Source organism: Thermoplasmata archaeon (assembly GCA_038874435.1).
GTDB lineage: Archaea > Thermoplasmatota > Thermoplasmata > Lutacidiplasmatales > SKW197 > SKW197.
Window position 1 is genome coordinate 56980 of the sequence record JAVZCK010000010.1, and the last position, 15634, is coordinate 72613.

Consider the following 15634-nt stretch of genomic DNA (forward strand, 5'->3'; position numbering starts at 1 on the left):
CAAAAGAATATGAAGAAAAAGGAGTACTCACAAAAAAGAGGAGAAGAAAAAATACCATGGAAAAAATCTTTTGGTGCATCGTTCTTACCTCACAAAAACACATGAAGGGAAGTGGTATAGGCGACCTGTGGGTGTTCATTGGCCCATACATATACACCAACTTTTATCGGAAAAGTGAAATATTTACACTCAAGGTGTCCTGCCTGTGCAAATGAGTCTTCTTGGTTCGCATAATTGAAAGCCAACTGAAGCGATACTCTAAGTGAATTTACAGAAGGAGAGAAACCGATATGATCTTGCCGGAAAAATCCCCAATCAGGATGATGTTTCCGTAAATATGAAAGAAAATAGTAGAGAAATTCTGTTTCAAACCCTTCACAATCTCTATCTGCATATTGGTTGTAATAGGATTCACACATCTTTTCCCATGAAAATGCCTCTGGCTGAGAGGATGGATTATAGCTCTCTGCGCATCTATCATTCCACCATTTCTCTGCATTTTGAAGAGAACATCTATCTGCTACAGCGAAAGAATATTCACTCCCCTTGCAGCTAGTGATAATCACACCTATGTTATTGAGAGTAGAGTTTGAGAGCCACTTAATTACATTTGCCACAAAGTTACCACTTTTGCATGCAAAGATTAGGATGGACTGTTTTGTGGTGGATGGTAGAATGGAAAGGTCCGTTGCAAACTGTCGTGCAAGGATGAATCCTTCTCCACTTAACCTATCGTCACTCCCGTGACATATATAGGCAGAAAATACAAAGGAGGGAGAAAGAGCACTGATTGAAGTATAGAGAGAGGAGAGTGTTGAAGAAGTGAAATCATGGTCAACAATACCTTCATGTACAGGGTCAACAAAAGATGTATCATTCCGTGTCATATCGTATATACGCGGTAAGTTGTAGGAGGAATCCATTGTTTGTGTAGAGGGAGGCTTACCCCTTGGGTAGCATACATGGATATCCTCAGGTTTGTAATTGTAAACCCACACCAGAACATCATAGAGGAAAATAAGTTCGTTCCAGAATTCAGCGTAGTTTGTATCTGCAGTGGAGCCTGCACCTAGTATTGCAATTCGTTTGTCGTGCCGAATAGGGTCTTGCCAGCTCCCCATGCTTCTTGCATACTCCTCATATTCATCAGGCATTCCGTCCCAGTCACCATCCTGCGTGTAACTCCACGGGTCTGTAACAAAACCAATGCACTCACAGCAATCCCCAAATCCATCAGAATCTGAATCTCCATTAGTGGGATTTGTGAAGTAAATCATACACTCTTCCCAATCCGTGAGATAATCCTGATCAGAGTCATAAGCAAATGGATTTGTTATTCCTGGATGTGCCACTGCCCAGCCACTCACATCTTGCTGTGTCTGTGGCACAAAGATTAGTGTGTGAGGATTTATGTCCTGCAAATAGAGCCAGTTTCGCTTAATTTCGTTTTGAGGCGTAATTGTATCCAGATAAACCTTGTATGGCACTTCCCAGTTTGCACCACTGAAATGTGCCCGAAACTCCCATCTTGCATGCATAGTGCTTTGTGCTCCTGGCAAATGCAACACAATGTTAGATGTATGAATTGTACTTCCATAAACTGTGGGCATCAACAAATCTTCCTGGCCATCTTTCAGACCATCATCGTCCACATCTGGGTCATTTGGGTCTATCTTTACTCGGTTCATGCCCTTTGGAAAGAAATCCAAAAAGGAACTGGAAAGAGAAACAGTGAAGTGTGGATTTGTGCTTGTGTATGTTATTGTATGCACACCACTCAAAAGCGGATGTTCTACATCAAACTCACCAACTCTCATAGGCAGAGAGAAAGGATTCCTACCTTCATATTTTCCCTGATGTACCAGCCACCCATCCAGGTAAACCTCAATCCATGTGCTCTCTATTTCCCACCAACTAGTTCCTGCACAGAAAACATAATAGTGAAGCTTGTAATGGCCAGGGTATTTTACAGAGAAATCACCCCATGAGGGATATGCATAACACATGGTAAATGTAACATACCCTGTTGCCACTCCATTTTTTCCTTCAAATTTCAATTTGAATCCTGTTGCACCATCAAAAATGGCTCCAGGCATGTACTGTGTAAGGTCTATATCAAAACTCTCCCTTTCTATCCCCTCATTATCTGTCCCTCTATCGCCACCATCTCCAGCTGTAAAGCTCCATATCTGGTTTATATGAATGTGGTTATTTGCATCCATATACCAAAAGTAGATTTTAAGAGATGCTGAACTTACCGTAGATTTCCACTCAAACTTTCCAGATAGTTTATAGTTACACAACTCATCATAAAAAGAGATTGGGTTTGTAAAATATGACTGTTGGGTGGTTCCAAATTGATATGTAAATGACAATACAGCAACTTCTGCAGTTTCATACCCATCACTCAATCCGTCATTATCCGTATCTTCAGCTACAACCTTCGTTGCCACATCAAACTCCAGCTTTACGCTCTCCAGCCTTCCCTCACAGCCTTTCTCCATATCGTAGATAATTATCTCCCAGTCCTTCCAGTAATAGAAATAGTCCTCTGGTAGCAATGGCTCTATGTCCTCAACTGTTGCATCAGTGCCAAACAAATCTCGCTTTATTGTTGCGCTACCATTAATTGGCTCATTTGTATTCCACACTTTCCATGAAATCTGCCAGGGATAGTTTACTGGTCTCATGTACACAACCAAATCGCTCAGTCGCTCATGCCAGAGTGTGAACTCAACATAGCCATTCTTCAAGTCTCCATACACCTCCACATCCACATATGCTTTTGTGCTATTTAAATCATGCAGGTTGTACGGGGAAGGTGTGTAGTTAATTGTGTAAGGCACAGGTGGTTCTGGCACGAAAGCGAAAAACGAAATTGTTTGTGTGGTAAATGCCTCATACCCATCTATTAGTTTATCCTCATCAGTATCGCTTGAAAATGGATTGCTCAGGTAGTTATCAACTTCCTCGCCATCCAGCAAGCCATCAAAGTCCGCATCTGCAAGTGCCATTCCTGTCTGGTTTTCTGAGATTGGGGCTCTGAAATCTCTGTAAAATGCACTCACGAGAATTACCTCTCTGTAATCGTTTATTCCATCATTGTCTGTGTCGTTGCTCGTTGCATTCGGGTCTGCAAATCCGCTCACGCATAGCACACTTTCCATCTCCAGCAAAAGATTGCCATTGCTGAGTGTGAAGTTCTCGCTCTGGTTCTTGCAGAACTGGAAGTAAGCAATTGGATTACTCACATTCTCCTCGTAAATCTCTATCCTCGTGTTCATGAAGAAAGAGACAGCAACTAATTCATTCACCTCAATTGTCCCATTTACGCTCTTGCCAGAAAATTCCCAGTAACCCGCTTCAGGGACTCTATAGCCAGAGTAAGGCGAGAGTGTGGAATTCTTGTTCACAAATGCATAGAATTTTCCAGTTGTAATTTCATAGCCTGCAAGAACAATTTTCCGCAAATAAATTTCAGTGACTGTGTTTTTGTTCCCATCAAGAATGCCATCGTCATCGCTATCTGGGTCATTCGGGTCTGGCTCATAGAGGTCAACCCTGCCATTGTGGTCTGCATATTCCGTGCCATCTAGAAGTCCATCATTGTCTGTATCCGGATTCAGCGGGTCTGTTGTTGTATTCGTATCCGTATCGTTTTGCCATGAAAGCGGTGTGCCATTGCCTTGTGCCTTAGCCAATCCAATTTCCAGGCCATCAGAGAGCCCATCATCATCTGTATCCGTCAAACCAGGATTTGTTTCTCCACTATCAACCTGCCCATTTCTGTTCACATCCTCATTTCCATCAATTATGCCATCATCGTCGCTGTCATCATCACCTGGATTTGTTGTTGTCACCGGGTCCGTGTCAGCCACAAACAAGCTCATGTTGGTATTGTTGCCCTGTGGTTGCACAAGTCCGATTTCCAGACCATCTGAAAGGAAATCCAAATCTGAATCCCAGACAAGTGGCGAAGTTCCCAGAGCTAGCACTTCGTAGCCATCCCAGATTCCATCCTCATCGCTATCATCATCAAGTGGATTTGTGAAAAATAACTTTACTTCCTGTCCATCGCAAAGCAAATCGTTATCAGTATCTGGATCAAATGGGTCTGTCCCAATGCTCACCTCCTCCTCAAATCCCAGGCTATCGTTATCATAATCTTGCGAGAGAGTTTTGTCAATTATTTTGCAGAGCATTTCCTGGGCGGTTGCATTTATTATCCAGTCATTATTTCCGCTGCCATCCATCTTTGCCCTGATGTCATTTTGCATTTTATCAACGAATTCGCTGTAGTTGCCAGCAACAAGCATGTTTTTTGCAGCATCAATTTTGTTTGCCAATGCATTTTTTCGCTGTTTTGCTGGTGGCTTGAAGTATGCATCTGGGAGCGAGAGTATTTTTTCCTTCAGAAAATCCAGGGCAAGGAAAATGTCGCAGGAGTAAACTGTGGCTGTGAGCTCGTTGTTTGTCTCATCCGTTTCTGTGATTTCGTTCTGCGGGTCAATCACCACTCTCAATATGTATTTGCCAGCATTTGGAAGTGTGAAATTGAGTGAAACAATCTCGGTTTCGTTTTTAAAATTAAGATTACCATGATAAAAATTATCATTGAAGCACACAACATACTCTGTTTGCAAGTTTGTTGTGGTGGAACAAAAAGTAATCTTTACGGTTATGTTTTCCCCTGGATAGCCAATTTCATCCGTGTAATTTATGTTAATGTTTTTTACGGACAAATCCACATCCATAAACTGGTTTGGTGTTATCCAGGCACTTAAAAGCATCAGCATACACACAAAAATTGGATTTGGATTCAACGCAATCACCTCAAAAGTAATATATGGATTTTGTAGTATTTAATTGTTTCTATGCATGATTTTTATTTAAAATTAATTATTTTTTTTTTTTTTTATTTATAAAAATCTGAAAATAAAACTACACATTTGCTATTCTGGTAGATACATGCTACGGACAATCTAGGTTGCATTCTCATACAGTACAACCCCCTCCTGGAAAACATTGGGTTATGGAGAAATCCCACATACTCTATCTCGCAATCCTCGCATTTGCACTGGCAGTAGGAATTCTGCTCCTATTTCTAGTTCTCGCATTCTTTACGTAAACTATTCTTGGTTTCTTATTACTGCACATGAATACCGTGCCTTGAGAAGTTTATTTGCGATTCTAGTTACATCCTCAAATTTTACATTTTCAATTCTGCTCTTTAGTTCTTCAAGCGTTACAATTTTTCCGGTTCTCATTGCATACTCACCCAGCACAAATGCCCGTGCCTCACTTGTTTCAAGTTTTCTTGTGAAGAGACCGTTGAGCATGTTTTTGGCCGTTTGAAATTCCTCTTCACTGATGCTCCCCTCGGACACCTGTCTCACTTCTTCCAAAATTCTCTGTTTTCCCCTCTCTATGTTTTTAGTTGCAACCCCTGCATAAATTCCTAGTAAGCCAGTATCTTCATAACTCTGCGTGTGGGTAAAGACAGCGTAACCCAGCCCCTCTTTTTCGCGGATTGTTCTGTAAAGCCTAGAACTTGTACCACCACCGAGCAACACGCTGAGAACTTTAAGGGCAAATAGGTCGGGATGTGAAAAATTCAGGCCTTCAAACCCAATACCAATGTGGGCCTGTGCCTCGCCCCCATGAAATTCTTTTTCCATCCCAAGAAATTCTGGTTTCTTTCTCTGCTTTTCAGCACTTCCTTCTCTCAAAGTCCTGAAATAGCGCTCCACCCATTCTACAACCCTATCATGTGCTAGATTTCCAGATGCAGAGACAAGGAGATTTTTTGTTAGGAAATGGTTGTTTATGTAGGTTTTTAAATCCTCTATCCTCTGCTTTTTCACATCTTCAATTTTCCCAGTTTCAATTTTTCCAAGCTCACTTTCACCCCATGAACACATTCTCAGTGCATCGAAAATAAACTTCTCTGGATTTTCTTCATGAAGGCGGATTTCTTCATACACTACATGCTTCTCTCTTTCCAAAATTTCTTCCGAAAGCAACGGCTCAGTGAGAATTTCTGCAAGGAGGGCAAATGCCATTTCCAGCTTTTCTTTAAGAGTACCTGCATAAAAGCACATGTACTCACTACCAGTTACTGCATTCATTTCTCCACCAGCACCCTCAATCAACCGATTTATTTCCTCGCCGCTCCTTTTTCCAGTACCACGAAAGAGCATGTGCTCCAGCATGTGGGCGGTGCCTGGGGGGACCCCAGTTTCATCCCTTGCACCAGACATTATCCAGACGCACACCGTTGCGGAATCAAGATGGGGAATTTTCTCTGTCACGATTCTTATGCCATTTTCAAGTTTGGTTTCACTGTATCTGTCCATCAATCCAAGGATATTGGCAAGGGATATATATTTTTGTGGATTATGGGAGAACATGAGAATTCTGGTCATCGGTGGTTCCTCTCTCCTTGGCGATAGAATCGTGCGAAGTTCTACGAGGCATGCAGAATCATGGTACACAGTTGCAAGCAAAGAAGTTAAGATTGAAAACGCAAAAAGAATTCAAATGGACATAACTGAGCCAGAAAACGTTGAAAATGGATTTAAGAAAGTAATGCCAGATATCGCTGTGCTTGTCGCTGCTTACACAGAAGTGGATGCTTGCGAGAAAAACAGGGAGAAGGCAATTGCGCTGAATGTGCGTGGTGCAGAAAATGTGTTTAGAGCATGCCAGAACTCTGGAACAAAGCTTGTTTACATATCAACGGATGCAGTTTTTGATGGGAGGAAGGAGGAGCCCTATACCGAGGAGGATAGACCCAATCCCCCAAACTTTTATGCGCACACTAAACTGGAAGCAGAGAAGATTGTGTTGAGGGAGAAACAGAATCTTGTTTGTCGTGTCTCCACAATTTATGGAAAACGCTCTCTCCATCACCGTCAGAATGTAATTATGTGGATGATTGAAACGCTAAAGGCAGGAAAAAGAATTGAGCTTTTTGAAGATAGGTTCTGCAATCCCACCTTTGCTGATGAAGCGGCAGATGTGATTGTCTCTATTGCCCTTAAAGGTGGCTCGGGGGTTTTTCACACTACAGGTCGGGACTGCGTTTCAAGGGTGGAGCTTGGCAGGAAGATTGCGAAAATTTTCGGATTTGATGAAAAGCTGATCGTGCCCGTAAGAAGCAGGGATTACCAGAATGTTCCTCGAGGGCTTCATTCATGTCTTTCTGTAGCAAAAGCAGAGCGTTTCATCGGGCGAAAAATTCAATGCCTTGAAGAATCACTCAAAATCCTGAAAGAACAAATTGAAGCAGGGGGATAGCTCTCCACCCATAACACTTCACGGAATTCTATTGTACCAGTATCTTCGGAAGAATCTAACTAAAATTCAAAAATTGATGTCTGTAGGCTTTCCTATCTGATGCGTTTTTTCTGAGTTCTCGGACGGGTCTTTCAAAAATCTACAATGCAACGTGTGTTTCAAAAATTATTTTCCACTAATACAATTTCTCTTCTACCCATACCATCTTGTTTCTTTTTTATTATCCACCTTATTTTCTTTTGCATAAGTTTCATGTTCTGCGGTAATAGGTTTCAGCTTTAATGCAGTGGGAATTTTTTTCAGGACTACACATCTAGCATTCACACAGAATAAATTAAATATCAAAAAACTCTCTCTGAACTGAGAGTATGAAAACAAAAAGATTTCCACCAACATTTGTAGACCGAGTACTCGAACTTAAAACAATGGAATTGGCGATGGAAAAGACAAAAGACAAAAAGGGAAGCACAATCTTGATTACTGGTGATGTTGGCGTTGGTAAAACAAGGCTTGCTGAGGAGTTTGCAGAGTTTTGCGAGAGCAAAGGTTTTATTGTGCTGTCATCCTTTTGCCTTGGCAATGATGAAACTGCATACTTTCCTGTGCTCACAGCACTTGAGAATTATGCAAAAAAAGTTAGAGAGAAAGGAGAGGGGTGTGTTCCATTGGGTTTGGCAGGATTTCAGGCACTGGAAGTTGAAGAAAGAACTCCGAATGGGCTGACAAAAGAGAGAACAAGAATGCTCGAGTATTTGCTCAAGCAGTTTGTTGAAATTGCAAGAAAGCAAGCAGTATTGTTCTGGGTTGACGATTTGCATCTTGCAGACTCTGCTACCCTTGCCTTCTTTCACTATCTTTCAAGAAATGTGCGAAAGGAAAGAATTCTGGTGGTCGCAACATATGTTGAAGAGTATGCTAGTGCTAACACTGTGTTTGCAAAGACGCTGAGAAACATGAGTATAGAAAGAATGTACACTACCTTAAGACTTGGAAATTTCAGTGAGAGAGAAACTGAATGCATGGTTAAACAATTTGGATTTGAGAATGCAAAAGAGGTCGGGAAATACATTCACGAAAGAACATCTGGCAACCCGTTCTTTGTTGTTGAGTTTCTGGCAGCACTAAGGGCTGGGAATGTAAAAGAGATGGAAGCAATTAAAAAGATGGTGGTGCCAGAGAGCGTTAAGGGTCTCATCAAACTGCGAATCTCCAGATTAAGCGAGAAGGCAATGAAGGTTCTCATGGCTTGTGCAATTCTCGGAAAGGCATTTGAGTATCAAGCCCTAAAGCGGCTTGTAGAGTTAACTGAGGAGGAACTCCTGGATGCACTGGATGAGCTGAGAGACCGGCACATACTGGTTGAGTGCCATGAGTTTGAGGAGGGATATAGATTTGTGAGCAACACTGTGCATGAGGTTGTGTGTGGTGAGACAAGTCGGATGCGGAAGAAATTGTTGCATCAGAAGGCTGGGAAAATCCTTGAAGAAATGCATCGCAATGATGAGAGGTTTTGGAACACACTTGCGACTCATTATCGGGAAGGAGGAAATCGTGAAAAATTTATTGAGTATGGAGTTAAAGCAGGCAGAGCTGCAGCTAGAAGATTTGCAAACACAGAAGCAATTGAATTCCTTGAAGAAGTGGTTGAGATGCTTGGTAACACACAAGAAGAGGTGTGGCAGAAGGTAGAAATCCTCGGTGATTTGGCAGAGGTGCTGGAACTTGAAGGAAGGTTCGACGAGGCCATTGAAATGCTTGATAGAAGAACAGGATTGATATTGGGCAATGCTGTGGAGACTGGAAAGACCCACATAAAGAAGGCGGAAATTTACATCTATAAGGGCGACTACGAAAGGGCATTGATTGAGATTGAAAATGGAGCGAAAAAATTACCTGCTAGCAATGCAGAGTTAGAACTGGCAATGGCATGGAGTACAAAGGGCTATGTATATGAGCGAATAGGAGATTACAGGAACGCAATTGAGATGCAGGAGAGAGCCAAAATCGTGTTTGAGAAAGTAAACGCAACGAAAGAATTGGGGAATGCATTGAATAGAATAGGGGGATGCTACTGGTATTTAGGGGAATATGAGAAGGCTCTTCAGTGGTTCAATCTAGCTTTAGCAATTCGTGAGAAAGCAGGCGATTTAAGAGGCTTTGCAGTAAGCTACAACAACATTGGCATTGTTTATCATGATAAAGGAGAGTTTGATAATGCACTTGAGTTCCATAAAAAAAGCTTGGAGATACTGGAGAAGATAGGGGATGTGAGTGGCATTGCAGCAAGCTACAACAACGTTGGCAATGTTTATCATGATAAAGGAGAGTATGATAATGCACTTGAGTTCCATAAAAAAAGCTTGGAAATAAAGGAGAAAATCGGAGATACGTGGGGCATTGGAATAAGTTACAACAACATTGGGAGTGTTTATACCGACAAAGGAGAGTATGATAATGCACTTGAGTTCTACAAAAAAAGCCTGGAAATAACGGAGAAAATCGGAGATATATGGGGCATTGCGGCAAGTTACAACAACATTGGCTGGGTTTACCTCGAAAAAGGGGATTTTGAACTCGGAATAGAATTTTTTCAAAAAAGTCTTGCATTTGCAAAAGAGAAAGGTGAGAAAATTACAATTTGCAACGCTCTCTTTGGCATTGTAATATGTTATGTTGGGTTGAAGAATTTTGTTGCAGCCAATAAGACAATTGAAGAAGCAAAGGGAGTTGTGGAGGAACTTTGTCTGAAGCCATTTGAGGCAAAATTTTTGTATGTTTCAGGTCTTCTTCTTACTGCAGAGGGTAAAATCGCAGAGGCAGAAACTGTTCTAAAAAAGGCTATTGAAATTTATGAAGGTACAGGAAATCTTGTTATTAGTTATTACAAGGCCATATTTGAGCTCGGGAAAGTGTGTAAAGACAAAGCGTTGCAGGAGAAAGCTTTGGCTTTTTTTGAGAGGAGCGGGAACAATGTGTGGGCTGCGAAGGTGCGAAGGGAAATGGAATCGGGGACTCAGTAGTTAGTCAATGGTCCAAAGCGAGTGGCAAAGCCAGTACCGAAAAAACTCCTTCTCACCATGCTCGAATAACCACTTAACCCATTTCGGAAATAATTTATACACGAACAATATTCTCTCTATTTGCAGAATGTAGAAGTTAAGCGCTCACAAATCACATCTCAGGGTGATATCTATGATGTTGAGGAGTTGTTCAGTACACGGGTTTTTCAGGGGGGAAAAGTGCCCCATCTGCGGAGATGCAGGCAAGTTCCTGCTGAATGATGATGAGGTAGAGCATCTTAGCAAGGTGCTGGCTGGTGTGCTCAGACATTTTCCAGATAGATACAAGTTGGAGATGGATGAGCATGGGTGGGTTGACCTGAAGGCATTTCTAGCTGCAGTGCAGCGAAGGCACCGCCAGTACAGGTTTCTTAGAACCTACCACATTATAGGGCTGATTGAAACCGACCCAAAGGGCCGATACCAGTACAACGGCACCAAAATCAGGGCGACCTATGGCCATTCATTTGAAGTTGACCTTGACCTACCAACAGATAACCTTCCACCGAAACTCTACTATCCATCTACGCCAGAGGAGGCAGATATACTGCTTGAGACGGGCATCAAGCCCACAGACAGGAAAATGGTGCATTTGAGCGGCACACTTGAGGATGCGGAGAAAGCAGGAAAGGTAAGAATTGAAGACCCTGTGATTCTGGTTGTGGATACTGAGAAAACTGTGAGTATGGGGCATAAGATAATGCGAGCTGGCAAAAGTGTTTACATTGTGAATGAGATTCCAAGGGAGTGTCTCTCGAAGGTGGAGTGATTAAAGTTTACGGAGGAGAGCAAGGGTCTCAAGCCAGTTATTTACATGCAGTTTCTCTCTTCTGGTATACACATACATCCCCTTAGTATCATCTCTATCAATCCTGAGACCGTAGCTAAAGTTCTCTTTATGGAGCGTCTCCAGGAAAACGTCTTCTGATGGCGTTTTTCCATAACCCGAGATGAAGGCATTCAGAACGACTGGCTCAATCCCGTATTTTTTGAGTAGGGGCTCTATTATGAATGTTACAGGGTCACCCTGACAGTCCACAAGAAGCTTCATTTCTTTCCAAAAATCAATTTTTTTATGGAGCGAGTTCACAAAATCCTCCATTGCATTAGGATAATATGTGGTTGTTCCGAGTTCTTCTATTCCTACCCTTGTAAATTTTCCACTCTTCTTTATTGCGAGAATTTGCTGGATTACCTCCTCGGAAGCATTTTCTCCCGAAGCATCGTATAGATGCACCTGGATTTCACCATCAAAGAAGGAAACATACACACCAGCATCAATTTCCTGCTCTTGGATCACATGCCGTAAGGCAACGCTGGGCACGAGACGCACATCAAACGCTGTTATGCCAGTAGAGGCAAGGCCACTGATTATTTCCCGTCTCACAAACCTGCATACTGGCTTCCCATCTCTGCCCACACCAATTACTTTGTCCTTTCCGAAGAAAGTGCCAATTGCACAGCCAAGCAACACGGACTCAAGAGGATTATATTCCCTCCATGCATATAACCTCATTTTATCACCTCATTCACCAACCAGGAATGTGCCTGGGTTCACAGTGGTGCCACACCATAGCTTTAAATTCTGCCCAAGGACGCAATTATCACCGATTTTGCTCTCGGCACCAATCACCACGCCTGGCATTATCCTGCAGTTTTTTCCGACTTCCACATTTTCAGCGATTATGGTTTCAGTGATGCTTGTTCGTTCCTGAATTTTTGCACCATTCCAGATTACCGTGTTCGAAAGTTTACACCCCTCGCCTATCACCACATCATCACCAACCACAACAAAACCCTCAATCACTACATTGCCAATTTTTGCAGTTTCCGGGTAAAAGAGCTGTCCCTTCTCATCATAACGAACTCTGAACTTACTGTTAAATGAAATCTTCTTCTCAATTGCATCTCTCGTTGCAAAAAGGTATGAACTGTGCCTGCCTATGTCGTTCCAGTATTCCCTGAATCTGTAGCCGAAGATTGGATAGTTTTTTTCTACGAGGAGTGGAAATAGATGCCTGGAAAAATCAAATTCAGTGTTATCCGGCACATGCTCAAGCACCTCTTTTTCAACTACATAAATACCGGCATTCACGATGTTGGAGAATGCCTCAGATTCTCTTGGCTTTTCCACAAATCTTGTCAGGCGTGAATCCTCATCAAGCGTGGCAATACCGTAGTGGGAAACCTCGTCCGATTCTGAAAATGCCACCGTTAGTTTGCTCCCCTTCTCAAAATGGAAATCCAGAAGTTTCTGCAAGTTGATGTCCGTGATGAGGTCTGAGGATGAAACAAAAAACCGCTCCTCAAGCAAATCTAGATTGCGTTTGACCGCACCAGCAGTTCCGAATGGAATGTTGTTATCCCTTATTTCAATTTCCACTTTTTCCTTCCATTTTTCAAGATGTTGAATTAAACGCTCCTTCCTGTAGTCCACAAGCACCAGAAATTTTTCAACACCAAGTCGCAAAAAGCTCTGTAGAATTCTATCAATAACAGGTTCGTTCATGAATGGAATCAGGGGTTTAGGGATGGGGTGAGTAAGTGGAAGCAACCTTGAACCCCTACCAGCTGCAAGAATCACGGCCTGCACAATCAGATGAAATGAATTGAAGAGATATAAGGGTTGTTGTGGAATACTCCCAAAACTTTATCTATTGAGAATGGAATTTCCCTTTAATGGTTGATGAAAAACTAAAGTCAGTGCTCGTAGCAATCTACAAATTGGGTTATGAAGAGGCAATTCAGGATGCGAGCAGATATGCAAGACAGGCAAGAACAATGACAGAATTTCTGCTCTACCTCAACAGCAAGTTGAGTGTGCTAGATAAAGAATGTGCGAACAAGGTAAATGAGTTGCTGGATTTTGCAAACGAAATTGAAAAGGCAGAAAGTAGAGAGGGAAGCAAAGAAAAGAAAAGCAAAGAGGGAGAGCTTGGGTTGATGCCTGGTCAGAGTGTCCTTTTCTGCGAGGAGAAACCGTCAAAAAGCTTGGACTATCTTATTGAAATTGCAGATGAGAAAAAAACTCCAGTGCTCTGTCTCACAAGAAAGCCGAGAGAGTTGCTTGCAGGTCGGGAAGAAAATGTGAAGGATAGAAGTTTTAAAATCGTCTGGCTTTCTAAAATAGAAAAAGAAGGAGGGCTCAGTGAAAATGGCGATGAATACACACCCACAGGGCTTTCCATCTGCGAGGAGGTTTCCACAACCCAGGACATAAACAAAATCACAGGCATCGTTCAGGAATACCTTTCAAGCACGGCACCTCCCCTCATCTATCTTGATGGATTGAGTTACCTTGTCACCCAGACGGACTTTACGAAAGTTCTCAAATTGGTTCAGTGGATTTGTGAGCAGATTGCAGTCAAGAATGGGTATTTTATCGTTTCTGCAGACCCTGGTGCATTTGATGCTAAGGAATTTGAAAAACTGAAAAATGAGATGGACATTGTCCACTAAACCACAATTCTTCCTTTTTTCACAACATGCACTACATTGTTTCTTCCCACCATGTAAGGAATTTGCTCGAAGTTCGCCACATCCAGAATTATTATGTCTGCCTGTTTCCCCCTTTCAATGCTTCCCACCCTCTCCCCCATTCCCACTGCAAACGCCGCATTGATTGTGGCTGCAGCAATTGCTTCCGCAGGCAGCATTTTCATCTTGTAAACAGCAAGCGAAAGCACCACCTGCATGCTCAGGCAGTAGGCATTGGGGTTAAGGTCTGTGGCTAGAGCGACTGGAAGCCCCATCGAAATCATTTTTCTTGCGTCAGGGTATGCATTCAAAAACGATGTAAAGGGTGTGGCTGGAAGAAGCACAGGGATTGTGCCCGCATCTAACATTGCTTTCAGCCCTCTTTCGCTCGCCATGAGCAAATGGTCTGCTGAAACTGCACTCAAACTTGCTGCAAGTTCCGCACCCCCAAGCTGGACAAACTCATCCGCATGAAGCTTAAGTTCGAAACCATGCTTCCTGGCACTTTCCAGAATTCTTTGCGTATCCTCTATCTCAAAAACTCCTTTTTCACAGAAGACATCACAGAAGTTCGCAAGGGATTTAACCTCAGTTAGCATCGCAATAACTTCCTCCACATACTTTTCTTTGCTATCTGTAAACTCAGGTGGCACCGCATGGGCTCCGAGAAAAGTTGGCACAATGTCTATACCCGTCTCTTCAGCAATCCTTTTTGTGGCTTCAAGTATTTTTATCTCAGCGTTCCTCTCAAGCCCATAACCGCTCTTTGCCTCAATTGTGGTTGTTCCATGAGATAGCATTTCAAGTACTCTGGCCTTCCCAATCTCCACAAGTTCCTCAATGCTCGCAGCCCTGGTCTTTTTTACTGTGCTGAGAATCCCCATACCCCGTTTTAAAATCTCCATATAACTCAAACCCTGGATTTTGAGGGAAATTTCCTGCTCTCTGGTGCCTGCAAACACAAGGTGGGTGTGAGCATCCACAAAACCAGGCATCACAACCTTGCATTTTGCGTCAAGAACCTCATCATAGCTTCCTTCACCAAAATCCTTTGTTTTGCCCACATCAACAATCACACCATCTTCCACAACTAATGCCCCATCTTTGATAATGCCCAGCTCTGTCATTTCTGCCCCTTTTTTTGGCTTGCCATCAGAGGCAACTGTAAGCAACTGTCCTGCATTTTTAATTAGGAGTTTCATGGTTGAGAGAATAAACTAAAATACTTAATGGTAATTATGGAACACGAAGGAGGCGACAAAAATGGACCTGAAAATGCGTGTGGTAAGTATGGACATCCCGAAGGATGCAAATATCATAATAGGACAAACCCATTTTATAAAAACGGTCGAAGACATCTATGAAGCAATTGTGAACACAAATCCCAACATGAAATTTGGGCTTGCGTTTTGCGAAGCATCTGGTGCATGCTTGGTTCGTGTCGATGGTAATGACGAAAAATTGATGGAAATTGCAGCAAAAAATGCAATGGACATCGGAGCTGGGCATACTTTTGTGCTTCTTATTAAGGAGGGGTATCCGATAAACATTCTCAACACCCTCAAAAATGTGCCAGAGATTTGTCATATAGTGGCTGCAACTGCAAATCCACTCCAAGTGGTGGTTGCAGAAACAAGCCAGGGCAGAGGAATTCTGGGAGTGATTGATGGTTCCTCGCCAAAAGGAATTGAAGACCAGGCAGGAAAGGACTGGAGATACGATTTTCTCAGAAAGATAGGGTATAAGAAATAGAGGAAAAGGATGGTAGACCCTGTACTTCTCACATATATTGAACAGGA

Annotated in this window: 10 protein-coding genes; 5 read left to right on the forward strand and 5 right to left on the reverse strand. The window is 42.5% G+C overall.

Annotated features, from left to right (window positions below):
• Positions 1 to 89: 89 nt before the first annotated feature.
• Together QXD64_05405 and QXD64_05410 are read right to left on the reverse strand one after the other, a co-directional pair.
• On the reverse strand, positions 90 to 4823 hold the full coding sequence (locus QXD64_05405) for a CARDB domain-containing protein (GenBank protein MEM3396750.1): 4734 nt from the start codon (positions 4821 to 4823) through the stop codon (positions 90 to 92).
• A 306-nt stretch (positions 4824 to 5129) separates the two neighbouring features.
• Positions 5130 to 6356, reverse strand: coding sequence for a pitrilysin family protein (locus QXD64_05410; GenBank protein ID MEM3396751.1), 1227 nt, complete (start codon positions 6354 to 6356; stop codon positions 5130 to 5132).
• 52 nt (positions 6357 to 6408) lie between these two features.
• Between QXD64_05410 and QXD64_05415 the strand changes: the two genes are divergently transcribed.
• The 3 genes from QXD64_05415 to QXD64_05425 all read left to right on the forward strand — a co-directional run bounded on the left by QXD64_05415 (position 6409) and on the right by QXD64_05425 (position 11127).
• The gene (locus QXD64_05415) at positions 6409 to 7299 is read left to right on the forward strand and encodes an NAD(P)-dependent oxidoreductase (GenBank protein ID MEM3396752.1); all 891 of its coding nucleotides are present in this window, start codon (positions 6409 to 6411) and stop codon (positions 7297 to 7299) included.
• 368 nt (positions 7300 to 7667) lie between these two features.
• Complete coding sequence (locus QXD64_05420; protein MEM3396753.1) at positions 7668 to 10319, forward strand: tetratricopeptide repeat protein; 2652 nt, start codon at positions 7668 to 7670, stop codon at positions 10317 to 10319.
• Between the two features lie 172 nt (positions 10320 to 10491).
• Complete coding sequence (locus QXD64_05425) at positions 10492 to 11127, forward strand: RNA 2'-phosphotransferase (GenBank protein ID MEM3396754.1); 636 nt, start codon at positions 10492 to 10494, stop codon at positions 11125 to 11127.
• Here QXD64_05425 and QXD64_05430 read toward each other — a convergent pair whose 3' ends face one another.
• Both QXD64_05430 and QXD64_05435 read right to left on the reverse strand, forming a co-directional pair.
• Entirely contained in the window at positions 11128 to 11874 is a 747-nt protein-coding gene (locus QXD64_05430) for a hypothetical protein (GenBank protein ID MEM3396755.1), read from the reverse strand.
• Between the two features lie 9 nt (positions 11875 to 11883).
• Positions 11884 to 12951, reverse strand: coding sequence for an NDP-sugar synthase (locus QXD64_05435; GenBank protein ID MEM3396756.1), 1068 nt, complete (start codon positions 12949 to 12951; stop codon positions 11884 to 11886).
• An 86-nt stretch (positions 12952 to 13037) separates the two neighbouring features.
• Here QXD64_05435 and QXD64_05440 point away from each other — a divergent pair, with 86 nt between their 5' ends.
• Positions 13038 to 13817 (forward strand): DUF835 domain-containing protein, encoded by a 780-nt coding sequence (locus tag QXD64_05440; protein MEM3396757.1) that lies wholly within the window; start codon positions 13038 to 13040, stop codon positions 13815 to 13817.
• Here the strand turns inward: QXD64_05440 and hutI are convergent.
• Positions 13814 to 15037, reverse strand: a complete 1224-nt coding sequence (gene hutI / locus QXD64_05445) for an imidazolonepropionase (GenBank protein MEM3396758.1) — start codon at positions 15035 to 15037, stop codon at positions 13814 to 13816. The genes QXD64_05440 and hutI overlap by 4 nt on opposite strands.
• Before the next feature lie 67 nt (positions 15038 to 15104).
• On the opposite strand from hutI, the gene QXD64_05450 reads away from it, so the two are divergent.
• On the forward strand, positions 15105 to 15587 hold the full coding sequence (locus QXD64_05450; GenBank protein ID MEM3396759.1) for an adenosine-specific kinase: 483 nt from the start codon (positions 15105 to 15107) through the stop codon (positions 15585 to 15587).
• The last annotated feature ends 47 nt before the right edge of the window (positions 15588 to 15634 follow it).

Excerpts from the sequence above, each read along its gene's own strand:
- QXD64_05410 (MEM3396751.1), bottom strand. The coding sequence starts at position 6,356 with ATGGACAGATACAGTGAAACCAAACTTGAAAATGGCATAAGAATCGTG.
- QXD64_05415 (MEM3396752.1), top strand. The coding sequence starts at position 6,409 with ATGAGAATTCTGGTCATCGGTGGTTCCTCTCTCCTTGGCGATAGAATC.
- QXD64_05420 (MEM3396753.1), top strand. The coding sequence starts at position 7,668 with ATGAAAACAAAAAGATTTCCACCAACATTTGTAGACCGAGTACTCGAA.
- QXD64_05425 (MEM3396754.1), top strand. The coding sequence starts at position 10,492 with ATGATGTTGAGGAGTTGTTCAGTACACGGGTTTTTCAGGGGGGAAAAG.
- QXD64_05430 (MEM3396755.1), bottom strand. The coding sequence starts at position 11,874 with ATGAGGTTATATGCATGGAGGGAATATAATCCTCTTGAGTCCGTGTTG.
- QXD64_05440 (MEM3396757.1), top strand. The coding sequence starts at position 13,038 with ATGGTTGATGAAAAACTAAAGTCAGTGCTCGTAGCAATCTACAAATTG.
- hutI (MEM3396758.1), bottom strand. The coding sequence starts at position 15,037 with ATGAAACTCCTAATTAAAAATGCAGGACAGTTGCTTACAGTTGCCTCT.